This is a genomic window from Legionella oakridgensis ATCC 33761 = DSM 21215 (genome assembly GCF_000512355.1).
GTDB classification, from domain to species: Bacteria; Pseudomonadota; Gammaproteobacteria; order Legionellales; family Legionellaceae; genus Legionella_A; species Legionella_A oakridgensis.
In genome coordinates this window covers 905,731-924,823 of the sequence record NZ_CP004006.1, presented here as the reverse complement: position 1 = coordinate 924,823, position 19,093 = coordinate 905,731, and the positions used below count along the sequence as shown (strand labels likewise).

Genomic DNA, 19,093 nt, shown 5'->3' with positions numbered 1-19,093 from the left:
ATGAATGCAGCTTTGTGTTGATAGGATAATCTTGAGAAATGAATAAGATGAAAAAACGCATGATCGTCATGATCATTGCCTTAAGCGTTGTCTTTGGCGGAATCATGAGCTTTAACCTGTTTAAAGCCTATATGATGAAGCGATTTTTTGCCCACTATGAACCTCCAGCTGTCACTGTTTCCTCGGTTACCGCAGTAGAACGCTCCTGGGAACCAGCTATTGCAGCCGTAGGAAATTTCGTTGCCATGAATGGGGTTGATGTGAATTCTGAAGCCTCGGGCAATGTTGTCGCCATTCATTTTGATTCAGGCCAGTTCGTCGCAAAAGACAAGCCCTTAATTGATATTGATGATACGGTCGATCAAGCGACCTTGAAGTTTAATCAATCTGAATTAACTCTTCAGCAAATTAACTTTAAACGGCAAGAAGATTTATTCAAGCGCGGTGCCACCCCAATTTCCAGCCTTGATGCGGCCAAAGCGAAATTGGTGCAAGCACAGGCCGACGTAGAAAAAACCGAAGCCATCATTCGTCAAAAACATATCGCCGCCCCTTTTTCCGGGCAATTAGGTATTCGACAAGTGAATCTTGGACAATACATAACACCTGGACAAACATCCATTGTAACGTTGCAATCCATGGATCCTCTCTTCCTGGAATTTTATCTCCCCGAAAATTTGTTAAAACGTCTCCATCTCAATCAAAAAATTACCTTATCTGTAGAACAAAGCCCAGGCTTATTATTTGAAGGCAAAATAACGGCCATTAACTCAAAGGTTGACATTAATACTCATAATATTCTGGTGCAAGCGACCGTCCCTAATTGTCCTGTTAAGGCACTGACCAATCCTCTGCATTCCTCGTTGATCACAGCAAAGAAACAAAAATACGATAATAAATTGCTCATTACTTGCGACAGCAACCTGAATATTAGTAATAAGGTGGTGGAATTTAATTTCATTCCAGGCATGTTTGCTGCCATTGAAGTCGAACAACCCAAAATACCCAACGTGGTTGTATTACCAACGACTGCCATTTCATACAGTCTTTATGGCAATTCCGTTTATGTCATCAAAAAAGATGAAGAAAGTACAAAAGACCAGGATGGCAAAGACATTTTGCGAGTAAAACGTGTTTTTGTAACCACAGGCGACCAACAAGGTAACTACACCGTTATTAAGAGCGGTGTCAAAGCCGGTGACATGGTGGTCAGTTCAGGCGAGCTAAAGCTACAAAATGACACCCGGGTTGTCATCAATAATGATGTGGTATTAAAAGACACCATGGATCTTAGTACCTTGAGTGAATAACGGCAATTACATAACGACCCGATTTATCAGGACGGCAAATGAAATTTACTGATTTATTTATCGAACGCCCTGTGCTTGCTACGGTGGTAAGCCTATTGATCCTCCTGTTTGGTATCAGTTCTATAACCCGGATGCAGGTACGACAATACCCTCGTATGGATAACACGGTGATCACCGTCACAACCGCCTATCCGGGGGCTGACGCCAATTTAATTGCCGGTTTTATTACCACCCCACTCGAATCCGCTGTTGCCAGCGCAGAAGGCATTGATTACATGACGTCTTCAAGTACTCAGGGCGTCAGTACGATTACTTTAAACATCAAACTAAATTTTGATCCACAAGTTGCATTTACCGATGTGATGAGTAAAGTGCAACAAACTTTAAATCAGTTGCCTCCTGAGTCACAACAACCCGTCATCATCAAAAGTTCTGATACCTCCACAGCACTGCTATACATCAGTCTTGACAGCATTGAAATGACCCCTCAACAAATCACAGACTATGCCATTCGTGTTGTCCAGCCACAATTGGAAACCATTGATGGCGTGGCAACGGCAGAAATTTTGGGAGGACAAACCTACTCGATGAGGGTATTCCTGGATCCTATCAAAATGGCTGCCTTAAACGTCGCCCCAGCGGATGTTTTTCGGATATTAGCCAATAATAATTTTTTAACTGCCGCCGGCAACACGAAAGGAGAATACGTAGCAATTAATATCAGAGCCAAAACAAACCTAAGCAATACAGAAGAGTTTAAGCAATTGATTGTTCGCAGCGACAAAAATTCAATCATTCGTCTGAAAGACATTGCTAAAGTTGAATTGGGTTCACAAAATTATGATTCCTCCGTTACCTTCGATGGCAAAAAAGCCGTGTTTATTGGCATTACTCCAACCCCTTCGGCAAACCCATTATCGGTTATTAAAGAGGTGCGCAAGCAATTTCCTGCCATTCAAAAACAATTTCCGCCTTCACTGACAGGAACCATTGTTTATGATGCCACTGAATTCATTAGAGAGTCCATTGATGAAGTTGTCACCACAATTGTTGAAGCAGCGCTCATTGTCATTGTTGTTATTTTCCTCTTCTTGGGTTCCTTGCGCTCCGTATTAATTCCCATCGTTACCATTCCACTATCATTAATTGGGGTGTGTACGTTAATGATGTTTTTAGGATATTCCATCAACCTGCTCACGCTGCTTGCGTTTGTTCTCGCAATTGGTCTTGTTGTTGATGATGCAATCGTCGTGGTAGAAAATATTCATCGTCATATTGAGGAGGGTAAAACGCCTTTTGAAGCCGCCCTCATCGGTGCTCGTGAAATTGCTACCCCGGTTATTGCCATGACCATAACTCTGGCTGCCGTGTATGCACCCATTGGTTTTATGCAAGGGCTTACCGGTGCATTATTTAAAGAGTTTGCATTTTCACTGGCCTGTGCCGTTATTATCTCGGGAATCATTGCGCTGACTTTATCACCAATGATGTGCTCCAAAATTCTTTCAGCCGAAATGAACAGTGGGCGGTTTGTTAAATTTCTTGATGATTTTTTTGGTCGCTTAAAAATTCGCTATCAAAAAGCCTTGCACGGTCTGCTTGACACTCGAGCCATTATTTTGTTGTTTGCCGCCGTTGTTTTGCTCATGCTGCCTTATTTGTACACAAAAACCGCACAAGAAACTGCCCCTGAAGAAGATCAAGGATTTTTCTTTGTTGTTGCTACCGCACCACAATACGCCACATTAAATTATGTGGAAGCTTTTACAAAGTCCTTTGAAAAAATTTATCAAAGCTTCCCGGAAACGGCGCATTATTTCAATATTAACTCAAACTCTCCCATGTCAGGCATGGTATTAAAACCATGGGGTCAACGTCAAAGCCAGTTTGTTATGAAAGCACCGTTACAAAATAAACTGGATGAGATAGCCGGTTTAAAAACATTTGCCGTGATTCCTCCTCCGTTGCCCGGTGGAGGTGGTGGTACTCCCATTCAGTTTGTCATTAAAACAACCAATGATTTTCAAAGTTTGTACGAAGTGTCAAACAAGCTTCTGGACAAAGCAAAAAACAGTGGCTTATTCATTTATCTTGATAATAGTCTAAGGTTTAATCAACCGGAAATTGAATTGGAAATCAATCGATCTAAAGCGGCCGATTTGGGCTTGGACATGCAAACTATTGGCAGTAGCCTGGCCAGCGCCTTATCCGGAGGATATGTTAACTTTTTTGATTTGCAAGGCCGTAGTTATCAAGTTATTCCACAACTGGATCGACGGTTTCGTTTAACCACCAAACAGTTGGGTAATATTTATGTTCGTACGGCAAGTGGGACTATGGTTCCACTGTCAACCGTCGCCAGCCCTGTCGCAAAAACGCAACCGAATGCCTTAACGCACTTCCAGCAGATGAACTCTGCAACCATACAAGGGGTGATGATGCCTGGCATTACCATGGGACAAGGTTTAAATTTCTTACAAGAAGAAGCTGCCAATCTGTTACCCAAAGGATTTGATTATGATTATGGTGGTCAATCTCGACAATTTATTCAGGAAGGTAATACATTGATTATCGCCTTTTTCATGGCAATTCTTGTTATTTTTCTTGTCCTTTCTGCCCAATATGAAAGTTTCCGTGATCCCTTGATTATTTTAATCAGTGTGCCCATGTCCATTTGTGGGGCTTTAATCCCCTTGAATTTAGGCGCCGCCAGCATCAATATCTATACTCAAGTTGGTTTGATTACCTTAATCGGTTTAATCAGTAAACATGGCATTTTAATTGTAGATTTTGCCAATCACCTACAACGGGAAAAAATCTAGACAAAAGAGCTGCCGTTGAAGAAGCTGCCGGGATTCGTCTGCGTCCTATCTTAATGACTACGGCCGCCATGGTATTTGGTGTCGTACCACTCCTCATCGCTTCTGGCGCAGGAGCAGTCAGTCGCTTCGATATTGGTTTGGTGATCTCAGCCGGATTATTAATGGGTACCTGTTTTACCCTCTTTGTTGTTCCCACCATGTACACTTACCTCGCTGCAGATCATCGCCATGATTTTGAACATCCAGAGGATAACCATACCTTGCACAAATCTCTTCCGACGTCCCCTTAAACAAATAATTTAGAACCTGAAACCAGGTTCTTATTCCACGCCTCCTTAAAAAGGAAGCGTGAATGACCGCATGCGGGTACGAAACATGAAGCGAATATGTTAAAATCCGCGCTTTTCAACCATACAGATTGAGCCCATGGATAAGACTTATTCTCCACACGCCATAGAGCAAGCATGTTACAAACGTTGGGAAAGCCACCATTATTTTGAACCCCGTGGTGAAGGCAAACATTTTTGCATCATGTTACCGCCCCCCAATGTGACTGGAAGTTTGCATATGGGGCATGGTTTTCAACATACGCTTATTGATACGCTGATACGCTATCAACGTATGCTGGGATCAAAAACTTTATGGCAACCGGGAACGGATCATGCTGGAATATCAACTCAGCTCATCGTTGAAGGTCAACTGGATAAAGAAGGCTTGTCACGCAAAGACATGTCACGAGAACAATTCCTTAAACGCGTTTGGCAATGGAAAGAAGAATCAGGCGACACCATTACTCGCCAGATGCGGCGAATTGGCTCTTCCGTAGACTGGACAAGAGAACGATTCACCATGGACGAGGGATTATCGGCCGCTGTCCAAAAAGTATTTGTGCAACTCTATGATGAAGGACTTATTTATCGCGGTACCCGTCTGGTTAACTGGGATCCCAAACTAGGTACTGCCATCTCGGATTTGGAAGTCATTTCAGAAGAAGAAGACGGTTTACTCTGGCATATACGTTATCCTTTAGCAGATTCAAGCGACTCTTTGGTCATTGCAACAACTCGTCCAGAAACACTCTTGGGAGATACGGCGGTTGCTGTTCATCCTAACGATCCGAGATACCAGCATCTCATTGGTAAATACGTTCAGCTGCCTTTATGCGATCGTGTCATACCGGTGATTGCCGATGAATACGTAGACCCGGAATTTGGTAGCGGCTGCGTTAAAATTACACCAGCGCATGATTTCAATGATCACGAAATAGGAAAACGCCACCAACTTCCAGTACTCAATATACTGACTAAAAAGGCAACCATTAACAAAAATGCTCCAATCAAATACCAGGGCATAGATCGCTTTGTTGCCCGCGAACAAATCATTCATGATCTTGAGCAATTGGGTTTGTTAGTCAAAACTGAACCTCATAAATTAAAAGTACCTCGCGGTGAAAAATCCAATGTCGTCATTGAGCCCTTATTAACTGATCAATGGTATGTCAAAACCAAGCCATTGGCACAACCAGCCATTGACGCGGTTAAAAAAGGCGATATCCGTTTCATTCCTGAAAATTGGACAAAAACCTACTTTCAATGGATGGAAAACATTGAGGATTGGTGCATTAGCCGACAATTATGGTGGGGGCACCGCATTCCAGCCTGGTATGACAATCAAGGACATGTCTATGTTGGATACAGTGAAAATGATGTGCGCTTCAAATACAACCTTGACCCAACGGTCTCTTTAAAACAAGATGAAGATGTATTAGACACTTGGTTTTCATCTTCTCTTTGGCCATTTTCAAGTTTAGGATGGCCAGAACGCACACCTGAATTTGAACAATTTTATCCAACGTCCGTTTTATTCACAGGGTTTGACATTATTTTCTTCTGGGTTGCCCGCATGATTATGATGGGACTTAAATTCACTGGAAAAATTCCTTTTAAAGATGTGATCATTACTGGCTTGGTATGCGACAGCGATGGCAAAAAAATGTCGAAATCCAAAGGAAATGTTCTTGATCCCATTGATATTATTGATGGGATTAATTTAAATGATTTAATTGCTAAAAGAACCGCTAATCTAATGCTCGGCTCCGTTCGAGATAAAATTGCAAAAGCCACAAGAAAGCAATTTCCTGATGGGATTGCCGCTTTTGGCACCGACGCCTTACGCTTTACCTTTTGCTCCTTGGCATCCACTGCACGCACTGTACGATTTGATATGAATCGTGTAGAAGGTTATCGCAATTTCTGTAACAAATTATGGAATGCTTCCCGTTATGTGCTATTAAATACCAGTGAGGAACAAGCCGATTTTGGTGATGGTGCGTTTCAATACAGCCCTGCTGATCAATGGATACTCTCGCGTTTACAACACGTAAAATCCCTCTGCCACCATCATTTTGAAACCTACCGTTTCGACTTACTTGCCAACACACTTTACGAATTTGTATGGCATGAATATTGTGACTGGTATCTGGAATTATCAAAACCAGTTCTCTATGATGATGAAGTACTTACTCCAATGAAACGCGGCACGCGCCGGACTTTAATTCATGTTCTAGATCAAATACTTAAGTTATTGCATCCAATGATGCCGTTCATCACTGAAGAAATCTGGCTACGCATTACCAAACTCACCAGCGAAAATGGTGAAACCATCATGTTAAGCCACTACCCGCAAGTGGAAGAAGAGTTAATCAACGAATCCATTGAAGAAGAAATTGAGTGGGTGAAAAAGATTATTCAATCCATTCGTACCATACGCAGCGAAATGGGTGTTAGTCCGGCTAAACTCATTCCTTTAAATCTTCGTCATGTTTCACTGGAAATACAAAAAAGAATCAAAAAATATTCAACTATTTTAATGTCACTGGCTAAATTGACAAAAATAAGCATCCTCAAACAGGATGAAAAAATTTCTGCTTCTGCATCAGCCGTTGTTGGCGATATGGAATTACTCATTCCAATGGTTGGGTTAATTGATAAGGAGGCAGAATTAAACCGGCTTGAAAAAGAAATCACTAAACTTGACAAGGATATTGCCCTCGCCGAAAGTAAACTCAACAATCCAAAATTTACCGACAAAGCACCGCCGGAAGTGATTACCAAGGAAAGGGAAAAACTAACTCAAGCTCAACTGACACGCGAAAAATTATTGCACCATCAGACAACCATAGAATCATTATAATAACCTCTGGTTACCGTATAAACGGTAACCAGACGACTCTTATATAACCCTTTTTTAACGACATACACGTCGCTCTATCCACGCTGCAAGTAGGATGGTGGAGGCCACTCCTAGCAAGACTCCATAAGTATCCCAAGCAGATCCAACCAGTCTTAAAGCATCTGGACTATGCAAAAGAGAAAACGGAATAGCCAGGAAAACATCCATCAAAGCCGAACCAGCCACCAATCCACAGGCAATCAAAGTGCCTATTTGCCGATGTTTATTTTCTTTTGTTTTTTCTATCTTTTTTTACGTAATCGCCAGTTGACATACATGGCAATCAATCCACCTATAAACAGAGGAAAAGAAGAAGAAATAGGAAGATACATACCAATAGCAACGCCTAAGACTGACAAGCGAATCCATCGATATAATTTAAAGAGCCGTTCAAGGACAATGAGCAACATGATGATTGCCGCACCAAGTAACATCATCATCCAAGGCAAGGTATTACGAAAAACGGCTTCAGTCACTGCCGAAAGCATGGCCGCGGTCGGTGCGGGCAGTGTTTGACTGATATCCATGCCTGGATGAGGCATAACGCCAGCAATACCGTACACATTAAACAACAATTGCATCACCGGCGGAATGATCAAAGAAGAAATAAAGACTCCCAAAAGCAACATTAATTGCTGCTTCCAAGGCGTTGCTCCAACCAATTGGCCAACTTTTAAATCCTGAGTATTATCATTAGCGATGGCGGCAATCCCAGTGACCACCGAACCAATAATAATAGTAATTGCCTCCGCCGCCATTAATTGTTTACTGCTCAGTGGAAAGGAAGCAACAAGTTTCAGTACACTTAAAAGCAACCACGCCGCAAACAAAATCCCGGCAATCACAATGGAACTACCTGGACTGGCCGTAACCCCAACCATACCGGAAAAATAAGCAGTAATCACTGAAAAAAGAAAGCCTATAATCAGTACATAAAGCACTATCGCAAACACTAGAGATGGAGAAAAATCTCCATCCAAACCAGCTTGTGCCATGGGGAAAACCATTTGAAAAAAAGAAATAATATGGCCGCAATAATCAGCACACCAATGAAAATGAATGGTAAGGGAATATCCCTATCCGTACGTGGTAATTGCAGGGTGAGATTATTCTTATCAAGAAAATATCGTAATGACTTTCTCATGCTATGAAATAGCGGTTTGATTAATTTGATAAATGTCCATATCCCAGCAAACAGCATGGCACCGATGCCTAGATAGCGCATTTCACTGTTCCATAAGGCTTGAGCCGCTTTCTCCACAGGATAATGCAGCAAAAATTCTGGATAAAATTGACTGACGATAGGCAGAGCAATGATCCAGGATATGATGGCGCCTAAAAATATACTCAAGGCCATATCATAGCCAACCAAATATCCAGCCCCTATCATCGTCGCCGAAAACCCGGCTCCCATACCAAAAATAGAACGCTTGACAACAAACCAGTAACTCCAGCTGTTTGCAAGAATCTTAAAACCAACTTGCAATAACTCAAGTCCACCGCCAATCAGTCCGCCCCAAACCAGATCTCGCAAACCAATTTTGTCAGCCGAGGTTTTTAATACTTCGGCGATGGCTTGTCCTTCTGGAAATCGTAATGCTTTTTCATTCACAAGAATTCGGCGCAACGGAATGGAAAACAACACACCAAGAACTCCGCCACTAGCGGCTATAAAAAAATTGGTCAGATAATCAAAATGCTGCCAATAACCAATAATAATTAAAGCGGGAATAGTATAGACAATCCCGCCCGCCACAGCCTCCCCGGCAGAGGCAGCCGTTTGCACCGCATTGTTTTCCAAGATGGTGGCATTTTTAAATAGACGTAAAATACCCATGGAAATAATGGCTGCGGGAATAGAAGCAGACGTTAAAATACCTAATTTTAATGCAAGATAAGCATTAGACATGGCAAGCAATAACGTTAATAATACAGCCAACACAATGCTTCGCAAGCTTAATTCTGCAATGTTTTCCTCAGCAGCAATGAACGGAAGAGAACGACTCATTAAGATCCCCAAACAGCTTGTGCAATTTCGCCGTTTAATACATCAATCAATGCACTACGAGGCAATTCAACGTATTGTGGGCCAACAAAATAAGGTGCAACTTGATAAACATTAAAAACGATAACCAAACCATTTTTAGAGAAATGCCAAGTATTAAAATTTTGTTTTTTAGGTTTTGTTCCTTCTTTTACCAGATCATACGTTGGCAATTTTTTCTTCATGAGAGCTTCTTGGCAAAGCTTCGCCAGGCGATTCAAATAATTGCTGTCGGGCATAAACAATTCCTCCAGCTTCACTTGTTTACCATGAATAAAATTAAAGGAAATCAACGCAGGCGAAGGATGAGCCGCGCCTCGATAGTATATAGAAGTATCAAACAGGACACTTAAGGCCTCGTGCTCCTGATAAGGTATTTTATAATCAATGTATAAACTGTTTTTACTGGTAACGCTGGCAGGAATATTATCTCCCTTGCTCACCATCTTAAGAAAATTATTTTTTTATGTTGAATAAATGACGTTATTACTTCATTGACTCGTTGTGCAGAAAATTCAGCAGGATAACTGATTTCAATAATGGATTCAGACGTCTCTTGCTGGATCTTTTCTGTCTGCGGGGATACAGCAAACGCCATTTGTGCAAATAAGCCTACTACCAGTCCAACCAGAAATTTCTGTTGCATGTTTAATACCTCATACTGACTTACAAAATTACTTTCATCCGTTTTAAGACTCTAAATAAAACCATTCCTTCACGAAGGATGCTGCCATTTACCCGCGATCATCCGTTCATGCGGACATGGATAACCAAACTGATAACACAATTGCTCGGATTCTTTAACTGACCAACGTACTAAATCGGCCTGTTTTCCAGCTTCTAACGCCCCCCTTTCCTCAGCAACTCCTAAGGCCCTCGCTGCCTGATAGGTCACAGCACTCCATACCTCCGGGATGGTTAATGAAAAAAATTGACAAGCCATATTCATCATCAGCAACAGAGACGTCGTCGGTGAAGAACCTGGATTACAATCCGTCGCAATGGCCATGCCTACCCCAGCCTGCCGTAATGATTCAATTGGAGGCTTGCGGGTTTCACGCAAAAAATAGTAAGCGCCTGGCAGCAAGACAGCTACCATATTGGCTTTTGCCATGGCTGCAATGCCCGCCTCCTCCAGATGCTCCAAATGGTCAGAAGACAGTGCGCCATAGCGCGCGGCAAGTGCTGTAGCACCCATGCTTGATAACTGTTCGGCATGACACTTGACACGTAATTCCAATTCTTGCGCTCGACGGAACAATTGTTCCGTTTGTGCTAATGAAAAAGCAATGGATTCGCAAAATACATCCACCGCATCAGCAAGTCCTGCTTCAACCACTGCCGGCAATACCTCTTGACACAAATAATCCACGTAATCCTGGCTTCTGCCATGATATTCTGGCGGTATGGCATGAGCCCCTAGAAACGTTGTTAAGACTCGCATCCCGGTTATTTTTTCCAGTTGTTTTGCAACCCGCAGCATTTTTAATTCACTCTCCAGATCAAGTCCATATCCAGATTTTATTTCTACGGTTGTTACTCCCTCAGCACCCAATGCCTGAATTCGTGGCAATGATTGCTGTAATAATACGTCCTCGGAAACTGCTCGTGTCTTTTTTACTGTGGATAAAATACCTCCACCACTTCGGGCAATTTCTGCATATGTTGCTCCCTCCAGCCGCTTTTTAAATTCATCAGCCCTGTGACCTGCATAAACGAGATGAGTATGACAATCAATGAGTCCTGGCGTAATGAGTTTTCCCTGGCAATGTTCTGTTTTGATCGCTTGTTTAAGATAGTGTGGTGGCAATTGACTTAATGAGCCAGTCCAAAGGATGCGGCCATTCGCTATGGCTATGGCTTGCTCTGTATGCTGCATGCCATGTCTATCCACAAGGGTTGCATCCTGTAATAATAAGTCACATCCAGCCATCACTCATTCCTCCCAAGTCGGTACTGTATGTGGAGGAATAAGCCAATCTGTATGATGCGCCGTATCATAAATATCCCACTCTTGGGAAACATAACGATTGTCATCCATATCCAATAATAACCAACATAAAAAGAGAGCCACTGTTTCTGGCACAAGCAATTGTCCCTGTCGCTTCAAGCGTTTAAAAAATTCCAGTTTTTCTTGTTCCATATGATTTGCATCGCGGATAACACCTTGCATGTCGGTATCAATAATTCCGGGCATAACACTGGCAAACGCTATATCGTCATATTCTAGCTGACTGCACCGAGTCAACATGGACAAAGCAGCTTTCGACACACAATAGGCACTCCAGCCAGCCACAGGAAAATAGGCAGCACCTGACCCAATATGTAATACACGACCGTTTATCAAGTTTTTCCATAACGATTGCGTTAAAAACAAAGGTGCCTCCACATTGGTAGCCATGACTTGTCGCCATACGGATTCTTCCATATTGGCAATTGGCACAATAGGTTCGATGACGCCAGCATTATGGATAAGGCCTTGGACTTTTGTTTTTATTTGTTCTGTGATGTATTGACGACCATGAGCGGTCGATACATCAGCACAAAAATAATGAATGTTTTCATCGAATGAAGCGGTTTCAATTAAAGGCTGTTCGCGACGGCCAATAACAAGCACAGACTTACCGCGCTTTACCAACGCTTGTGCGAGCGCCCGGCCAATCCCGCTTCCGCCTCCGGTGATGATGTACACTGCTGCCCCAGTATAAAAATTTAAAACAGCGCAGATAATAGCAGACATCGCTCTAATTGGCACGAATTCACTGACCACATTGCAATCCATTTTTGCGTCTTGCTTTACCATTGTCCTATTCTTAAAACCTATCTTCAGAGTTGTGGGGCTGAGGCTACAAGACATGGCTCTAAAGCATCGGTGTGCAGGAAATTGAGGCTTCTAGTTCTGCCTGGTGAGACTAGGAAGACTGGGTCTTAAACCACTTTATAATGCCTTACCTTTCATTCTATTTATGGCATAACGAAACGTGCCATAAATATTTATAAGGACATGATATTGTCTGAAGCCAAACGTTTCTAAAGTTGCGAATGCAAGCATCATTAAGATATCGCTTCTACGCCGATAGCGATTAAACGTAATAATACCAATAAACGTGTTGGCAACTGTAATGAAAGAAGAAAATCCCCAAGCAAGCACAATAAATAATAAAGCTGAAATCGTATTTAACACCCCATACCAATAAGATAAACCTACCGTGAAATAGGCCGTAAATTCCACATAGGGCCCTAAAATTTCTAAAAAAGAAACACTGGAAATCCAATTAACCCTTGTATTTTATAGTTGGAATTAAATAACATTATCATATGGCTGAACACAGAGCGCAGTAACCCGCGACGCCAATAATCCCGTTGTTTAGCAAAAGCACGAAATGTCGATGGCACATCGGTCCATACAGCCGCAACAGGATTAAAACTAATGGTATAGGGTTTCTTTTTTCTCTAAAGCGGCGATGAAGATTTAAAATGATTTCACAGTCTTGAGAATAATTATCTTTGTCAAATCCTCCTACACTGATCACTGCCTCACGATTATATAAAGTAGCGGTGCCTGAGTAGCACATCGTTCCTCCCAAAATATTCCATCCTGTTCGACTAAACAAATGAGAACGCAAATATTCAGCCGATTGAATGCCCGCCATGTAAGAACGAGGCAAGTTTGACTGCTCTATTTTACCGTCGTGAACCTTGCATCCATTTAAAATATAAACACTCCCCCCGACAGCAATTCCATTGCGTCTAATTAAAATTTCATACATCAAATTTGCAAGTGCGGTCGGAGCTATGACTGAATCGGCGTCCATTGAAAAAAAATAAGGAGTAAAACAAATATTCACACCAACATTTAGAGCATCCCCCCTGCCACCTCTTTCTTTATCAATCACCATTAAATTTAGGTAATCGTTTGATACAAAAGCCCGCTTGACCTTCTTCGTTTTTATTTTTTTATCAATAATTACCGGGACCTCTTGAAGCTTAAATTCCTCAATTAAAAATTCAAGGCTATTATCAGTAGAACCATCGTTAATCAATAAAACATAAAATTTTTTATAGTTTGAATTTAAAGCACTTAATAAAGCATCTTTAATAAGCCCTATTTCATTAAACATGGGGATAATAACAGTAACAGGAGGAAGATCTTCGTTTTCTACAATGTCTTCATAATTCGTGTAAGCCTTTAAATTAAAATAGCCGACAATCATTGGGAATGCGCCGAATAACAGCACGGTATAAATTAAAGCGGTGATAATAAAATAAATTAAAATAATAATATTAATCAGTGAGATAAAATTAAGCATTTTCCGCTCTTCTAATCTCTGCGATGTCAAGAAAATAACTTGCATAATCTGCAATTTGTTTCGGCGCATTCTTTTTTTTCGCCTTGAGCACCTGCAGACCTTCGTTTCCTGTTAACGTTAGCATCTTAGCAGCTGATGTTTTAACCCAAACATTTTTATCATTTAACTGATCAGCTAATAGTGGGATGATTTCCGGATCGTTTAAAACGGCCAATGATTGAACAGCAATATTCCTCACTCGCCATGAGTCGTTGTTAAGTAAAATTTTCAAAACATCCAGTACATCCTTATCATCACCCGTATAAGGTAAAACACGTATGGCCGCTAATTGCGTATTTTTCTCACCTTGTAAGCTGTCTTCTTTAGCAATCGAAAAAAACCTGGAATCACAGCCAGTATGATGCAGGATATCGTAAATAATTTTTTTTAAGAGTGTATTTTTAGTCTGTTCAAGTTGGTTTAAAAAAAAGGGCCACATCGCTTGATTGGCTTTAAAATTGCGAATATATAAAGTTCGGCTGGCATAATCTTCTACCAAAAGCCTTGTTAAAATGGCTTGATGTATTTTTTCATTATTAGTTTGATAACCAATATGAGCAGCATTGATACTGATAATCGAAACGCTATCCTGGATCAGTTGAGTTAGTATAGGATAATACGTTTCATCAAGATAGATACGAAAACAACTGAGTAATCGATAACGTTTGCTCCAATCGTTTGCCTTAATATGACGAATAAGTTTAGGCAAGATAATGGCCGCAATCAGTTTTTTTTCTTTTTTTCAGTTAAATTGCTACTTTTTAATTGAAGTAATAACTGTTCATAATTATCCAATTGAGAAAAACGTTCCACTCTGCCATCTTGTGCATACGCTTGGAGCATGATGGCATACTGTTGACTCTTTTTCTCAATAATTCTTTTCTTAAGAATATTATAGAATTTAATAAAATATACCAAGACGATAAATAATAATACCAAGCAAAACTCCACGCTGATAAAATAAATAACAATCAACTGATCGGTGCTATACATGGCCAAACCTATATTTTAGTCCGACATTAAGATAAAACAACCCGCGCTCACGATTATCGGGAAATTGCTGGTTTTCATAGCCACCACCCAGTTGAAATAGTAAAGACTTATTAATCACAAATTGGCTTTCTGCCATAATAATTTTTTCGCGCACCCGTAAAAAATTAACGGTAAAAAGATTAAACAAGTCTGGTGAAGATCCAATGTACCCGATTAGACCAACGTATTGATCAGGATTATCTGCATAAAAACGTACGTGCAAACGATACAATATTGAATCAGGGCCAGACTTGGTTTGATAGTATAATGGTCTGAAACTAAACAAAAAACGACTCGCATAGACATCTATACTTCCTGTGTATGTATTAAAATAAGTATTAGAAAGTTTTTGGTAATACCCGCCTCCAGATACTGTGACGTTATCCAACACATTCTGATAGAGCTCCCCATAAACAGTGTGATCGGGAAACAACTCGGGTTGATTTGCAGAGAAATAAGCCAATCTAAGCTGGGTGTTGCGACTTAGCTTAGGCATAAATACCAGACCTCCTTGGATGCCGTTGTGATTAAATCGATTGGCATAATTAAGCTCAATACCATAGTGGACATTTTCCGAATGACGGTAAAGTGATACGGATGAATAATTCCAATATTGGGCTGGCATGGTGACATCCATATTATTCGTGAACATACTAAAAACGTATTGAGATTGAGTCTCTTTAGTCAGAATTTGATCGTTAGCAATGGTCCGTTTAATCGATTTCTTTTTATGTCGTGCTTTTAAAGTAAGCTTTTTTTTCAAATCGATGGCCGGTTGATAATTTTGATGAGTATTCAAAATGTCATTCAATTCTTTTACCGCCTCTAACTCTTTCCCCTGCAGGGTCATGAGTTTTACTTTAGCCATTTGCAAAGAAACATCATCTGCGTGCCTCTCAAGACCTTCTTGAATGATTTCAAAGGCTTTAGAATACCGTTTTTGCGCCAACAAGGTGTTAATCAGCGCAAGCCTCACGTCCAAATAATCAGGATAAGAAGCCAGGGTTGCATTTAATATTTCATACGCTTTGTTATATTGCCTTGTTTGATAATAAGCCAAGCCCAAGAAAAGACGAACGTCAGAATTATCAGGGGATTGAAGTAATAAAACGCTTCCCTTAGAAATAACCACATGATAATCCATTTCTTTATATAACTTTTTAAGATGATCTAATTGAACGTTATGAATCAGTTTTTTTCTCAAGTCGATGGCCGGTTGATAATTTTGATGAGTATTCAAAATGTCATTCAATTCTTTTACCGCCTGCAACTCTTTCCCCTGCAGGGTCATGAGTTTTACTTTAGCCATTTGCAAAGAAACATCATCTGCGTGCCTCTCAAGACCTTCTTGAATGATTTCAAAGGCTTTAGAATACCGTTTTTGCGCCAACAAGGTGTTAATCAGCGCAAGCCTCACGTCCAAATAATCAGGATAAGAAGCCAGGGTTGTATTTAATATTTCATACGCTTTGTTATATTGCCTTGTTTGATAATAAGCCAAACCCAAGAAAAGACGAGCGTCAGGATTATCAGGAGTTTCAAGTAATAAAACATTTCCCACACGAATAACCGTTTGATAATTTTTCGCCTGATATAATTTTTTTAATTCGTTTGATTGATTATTCGTAGCAGAAAGTACAGAAGAGTAACCCAGAAGTGGAAATAAACAACAAATAACTATTAATCCATTTCTAGCATTCAGCATAACATCTATATCCGTATCCCTTTAAACGATAATCAAAAAAGCCAAAAACATTGTAACGACGAGAAGTTTGTTTTTCTTTCACGACAAAAAACTAAGCATTTTTATTTAAATAGTGATACAAATCTTGTATGGCATTGGAAATATCCCATTCACAAGAATAACCTATCAACTGTTCAATTTGCTTAAGATCGGGTTGACGATGAAGAATCTTCAAATAATTTTCACCATAAACCTCGTTAAAATCTTTAAAAACAAAAACAGAGTCCGATTGGGTGATACTTTTTACTAATTTCGCTAATTCTAAAATAGAGATCTCTTTTCTGTTCCCAACATTTACAATCCTTCCAATGCTATCAGGGTTTTCAATTAAGGCATACAATTGCCGGCATAAGTCTTTTACATCACAGAAACTTCTAGTTTGTAATCCATCCCCAAAAATTGTCAAAGGCTCGTTGTTCATAGCTTGCTTAACAAAAGTGGGGACAACCATACCATACCGTGCTCTTTGCCGAGGACCAATGGTATTAAAAATACGTAAAATAATAACGGGCACACCCTTTTGCTTATAATAAGCCATCGCATTAATTTCATTATACATTTTACTTATAGAATAACTGGCATGATTTTTTTTTGTTGATGCCACTCCCACAGGATCCGTTTCTTTCATTAAGTGTGAACTTGAACCATAAACCTCCGAAGATGAGGCAATAATTAATACGGGTTTTTCTTTAACGCAGCAATCACTGTTAATAATTTTTTTAATATTCCAACATTCACATCCAGCGTTTTTATTGGATTCTTAACGACATTAAATACCCCAACGACAGCAGCCATATCAAAAACCAAGTCCATTTCACTGATGAGTTCTTTTAAATGTTTAAACGTTAAAATATCAGCATAAATAAAGGTGAATCTTGGATTGTCTTTGTGGGCAATAACATTTTCAAGCTTACCAGCGGATAAATTATCAATGGCAGTGACATGCGCACCGGCAGCAAGGTAATGGTCCACCAAATGAGATCCAAGGAACCCTGCCCCGCCAGTGATTAAAATTTTTTTTATCATTTTATTTTATAAATTCCAGAAAATAATATTTTTAAAATCCGATTTATCCACTTCTTTAAATAGTGAAGGGATATCCATAAATAATCCTGGCTGTTTTAATTTAGATACGATGCTACTCAAACCATGGTTGAGATAAAAAGTATGCCCAACGCCTAAAAGAAGAACATCTAATTCTTGCAAATCTGCAAAATCAACAAGCTTCAAATGATATTTACTTAAAAGAAGACTCTTGTCCGCATGAGGGTCATGAATCACATAATTTATTTGATACTCATCCAGTTCGCTAATTAACTTTAGCATCAAACTGTTTCTTATATCAGGAATATCTTCTTTATAGGTAACTCCCAAAATACCTATTGTTATTAAGTTCAAATTACTCCTATTTTTTATTAACAATTTAATCATTTGCTCGATAATAAAATGAGTAATATCATCATTAATTCTTCTGGCGGTGAGGATCATGCTGGGCTCAACGCCATGCTGTTTCGCCTTAAAAGCAAGATATAAAGGATCAACAGCAATACAATGTCCACCAACAAGACCGGGTTTATAATCAGAAAAATTCCATTTGGTTTTTGCCGCATCAAGAACCTCTTGAACATTGATATCTAAAGCATGCATGATCCTTGCAAATTCGTTCATGAAAGCAATATTGACATCTCGTTGGGTGTTTTCTAGTACTTTCGCGGCCTCAGCGACTTTTATATTCATGACTGGATAAACAGAAGATACTTTTTGATAAACTTTGACTATTTCTCTTAAAGTATTTTGATTCTGAGCACTAACTATTTTTACTATGGTTGATAACGTATGGGCCGTATCATTTGGATTGATGCGTTCTGGTGAATAACCAACATTGAAATCCTCACCACAAGTCATCTGACTGATATCTTCCAGTAGTTTTATACAGATTTCCTCTGTGGTTCCTGGATAAACCGTTGACTCATAAACAATAATATCACCTTTTTTGATAATCCCCGCCAAAACTCTTGTCGCCTTTATCAAACACTCTAAATCAGGTAAGGAATGACAGACAGGAGTCGGTACAACTACAATATAAAAGTTAGCTTGTTTAAGGTCTTCCAGTTTATTTTTATATTCAATAACACTTCGTTGTAATTGCTCTTTTGTGAAGATTTTATTTTTATCATAATGATGAATAAGTTGTTCGATTCTTTCTGGAGAGTTATCGTAGCCAATCACCTTTACTGTTTTTGACAGGCCCATAGCCAGCTCTAATCCTACGTAGCCTAGACCTATAACTGCATAGATTCTTTCCATATGCCTATGATTTAATAGGTGCTTATTTTGTTAGTATACATCACCCCTTTTCCTTTTGCCTGCAAGGAAATTAAACTAAAAAATATACTAGGCAGGTCTTTACAAAACACCCTAGACGCAGCAATCATAGTGAATATAAATGACAGGATATTGCCGACGCACACCAACGCAGTGAGTCTCATCGCGCCGTGGGTAAAATCGTGGTGATCGTTGAGCCTTGAATATCCTACCCAAGATGTCTTTTAACATTGACC

12 protein-coding genes and 3 pseudogenes are annotated in these 19,093 nt (G+C 40.0%); 3 read left to right on the top strand and 12 right to left on the bottom strand.

Annotation, left to right across the window (positions count from 1 at the left end; genetic code table 11):
* Window positions 1–47 precede the first annotated feature (47 nt).
* From LOA_RS04535 to LOA_RS04525, 3 genes and pseudogenes are all read left to right on the top strand, one after another.
* Entirely contained in the window at window positions 48–1,310 is a 1,263-nt protein-coding gene (locus LOA_RS04535) for an efflux RND transporter periplasmic adaptor subunit (protein ID WP_025385323.1), read from the top strand.
* A gap of 38 nt (window positions 1,311–1,348) precedes the next feature.
* Window positions 1,349–4,422 (top strand): annotated as a pseudogene (locus tag LOA_RS04530) (efflux RND transporter permease subunit).
* Window positions 4,423–4,558: 136 nt separating this feature from the next.
* Window positions 4,559–7,324, top strand: a complete 2,766-nt coding sequence (locus LOA_RS04525; protein ID WP_025385322.1) for a valine--tRNA ligase — start codon at window positions 4,559–4,561, stop codon at window positions 7,322–7,324.
* A gap of 54 nt (window positions 7,325–7,378) precedes the next feature.
* On the opposite strand, the pseudogene LOA_RS16165 reads toward LOA_RS04525, so the two are convergent.
* The 12 genes and pseudogenes from LOA_RS16165 to LOA_RS04470 all read right to left on the bottom strand — a co-directional run bounded on the left by LOA_RS16165 (window position 7,379) and on the right by LOA_RS04470 (window position 18,839).
* A pseudogene (locus LOA_RS16165) lies at window positions 7,379–9,371 on the bottom strand (OPT family oligopeptide transporter).
* On the bottom strand, window positions 9,371–9,853 hold the full coding sequence (locus LOA_RS04515) for an RsiV family protein (protein WP_052335890.1): 483 nt from the start codon (window positions 9,851–9,853) through the stop codon (window positions 9,371–9,373). The pseudogene LOA_RS16165 and the gene LOA_RS04515 overlap by 1 nt, the downstream one beginning before the upstream one ends.
* Window positions 9,847–10,053, bottom strand: coding sequence for a hypothetical protein (locus tag LOA_RS13670; protein ID WP_052335889.1), 207 nt, complete (start codon window positions 10,051–10,053; stop codon window positions 9,847–9,849). The genes LOA_RS04515 and LOA_RS13670 overlap by 7 nt, the downstream gene beginning before the upstream one ends.
* A 69-nt stretch (window positions 10,054–10,122) precedes the next feature.
* Window positions 10,123–11,340: an imidazolonepropionase gene (hutI, locus tag LOA_RS04510; RefSeq protein ID WP_025385321.1), complete on the bottom strand. Its 1,218-nt coding sequence runs from the start codon at window positions 11,338–11,340 to the stop codon at window positions 10,123–10,125.
* Window positions 11,341–11,343: 3 nt separating this feature from the next.
* Entirely contained in the window at window positions 11,344–12,147 is an 804-nt protein-coding gene (locus LOA_RS04505) for an SDR family NAD(P)-dependent oxidoreductase (RefSeq protein ID WP_172581596.1), read from the bottom strand.
* A 198-nt stretch (window positions 12,148–12,345) separates the two neighbouring features.
* Window positions 12,346–12,639: a hypothetical protein gene (locus LOA_RS04500; protein WP_025385319.1), complete on the bottom strand. Its 294-nt coding sequence runs from the start codon at window positions 12,637–12,639 to the stop codon at window positions 12,346–12,348.
* An 82-nt stretch (window positions 12,640–12,721) separates the two neighbouring features.
* A complete protein-coding gene (locus LOA_RS04495; protein WP_158423017.1) occupies window positions 12,722–13,762 on the bottom strand; it encodes a glycosyltransferase family 2 protein in 1,041 nt (346 codons plus the stop codon).
* Complete coding sequence (locus tag LOA_RS04490) at window positions 13,710–14,465, bottom strand: HEAT repeat domain-containing protein (RefSeq protein ID WP_025385317.1); 756 nt, start codon at window positions 14,463–14,465, stop codon at window positions 13,710–13,712. Before LOA_RS04490 ends, LOA_RS04495 begins: the two co-directional genes overlap by 53 nt.
* Before the next feature lie 14 nt (window positions 14,466–14,479).
* On the bottom strand, window positions 14,480–14,749 hold the full coding sequence (locus tag LOA_RS04485; protein WP_025385316.1) for a hypothetical protein: 270 nt from the start codon (window positions 14,747–14,749) through the stop codon (window positions 14,480–14,482).
* The gene (locus tag LOA_RS04480) at window positions 14,742–16,493 is read right to left on the bottom strand and encodes a tetratricopeptide repeat protein (RefSeq protein WP_025385315.1); all 1,752 of its coding nucleotides are present in this window, start codon (window positions 16,491–16,493) and stop codon (window positions 14,742–14,744) included. The genes LOA_RS04485 and LOA_RS04480 overlap by 8 nt, the downstream gene beginning before the upstream one ends.
* A 91-nt stretch (window positions 16,494–16,584) precedes the next feature.
* Window positions 16,585–17,558, bottom strand: a pseudogene (locus LOA_RS13665) (NAD-dependent epimerase/dehydratase family protein).
* A gap of 6 nt (window positions 17,559–17,564) precedes the next feature.
* Window positions 17,565–18,839: a nucleotide sugar dehydrogenase gene (locus LOA_RS04470; RefSeq protein WP_025385314.1), complete on the bottom strand. Its 1,275-nt coding sequence runs from the start codon at window positions 18,837–18,839 to the stop codon at window positions 17,565–17,567.
* Between the last annotated feature and the right edge of the window lie 254 nt (window positions 18,840–19,093).

What these genes read in the sequence shown, in the direction of transcription:
- LOA_RS04515 (WP_052335890.1), bottom strand. Translation starts at nt 9,853, where the DNA reads ATGGTGAGCAAGGGAGATAATATTCCTGCCAGCGTTACCAGTAAAAAC.
- LOA_RS04495 (WP_158423017.1), bottom strand. Translation starts at nt 13,762, where the DNA reads ATGCAAGTTATTTTCTTGACATCGCAGAGATTAGAAGAGCGGAAAATG.
- LOA_RS04485 (WP_025385316.1), bottom strand. Translation starts at nt 14,749, where the DNA reads ATGTATAGCACCGATCAGTTGATTGTTATTTATTTTATCAGCGTGGAG.
- LOA_RS04505 (WP_172581596.1), bottom strand. Translation starts at nt 12,147, where the DNA reads ATGTCTGCTATTATCTGCGCTGTTTTAAATTTTTATACTGGGGCAGCA.
- LOA_RS04535 (WP_025385323.1), top strand. Translation starts at nt 48, where the DNA reads ATGAAAAAACGCATGATCGTCATGATCATTGCCTTAAGCGTTGTCTTT.
- LOA_RS04470 (WP_025385314.1), bottom strand. Translation starts at nt 18,839, where the DNA reads ATGGAAAGAATCTATGCAGTTATAGGTCTAGGCTACGTAGGATTAGAG.
- LOA_RS04525 (WP_025385322.1), top strand. Translation starts at nt 4,559, where the DNA reads ATGGATAAGACTTATTCTCCACACGCCATAGAGCAAGCATGTTACAAA.
- LOA_RS13670 (WP_052335889.1), bottom strand. Translation starts at nt 10,053, where the DNA reads ATGCAACAGAAATTTCTGGTTGGACTGGTAGTAGGCTTATTTGCACAA.
- LOA_RS04480 (WP_025385315.1), bottom strand. Translation starts at nt 16,493, where the DNA reads ATGCTGAATGCTAGAAATGGATTAATAGTTATTTGTTGTTTATTTCCA.
- hutI (WP_025385321.1), bottom strand. Translation starts at nt 11,340, where the DNA reads ATGGCTGGATGTGACTTATTATTACAGGATGCAACCCTTGTGGATAGA.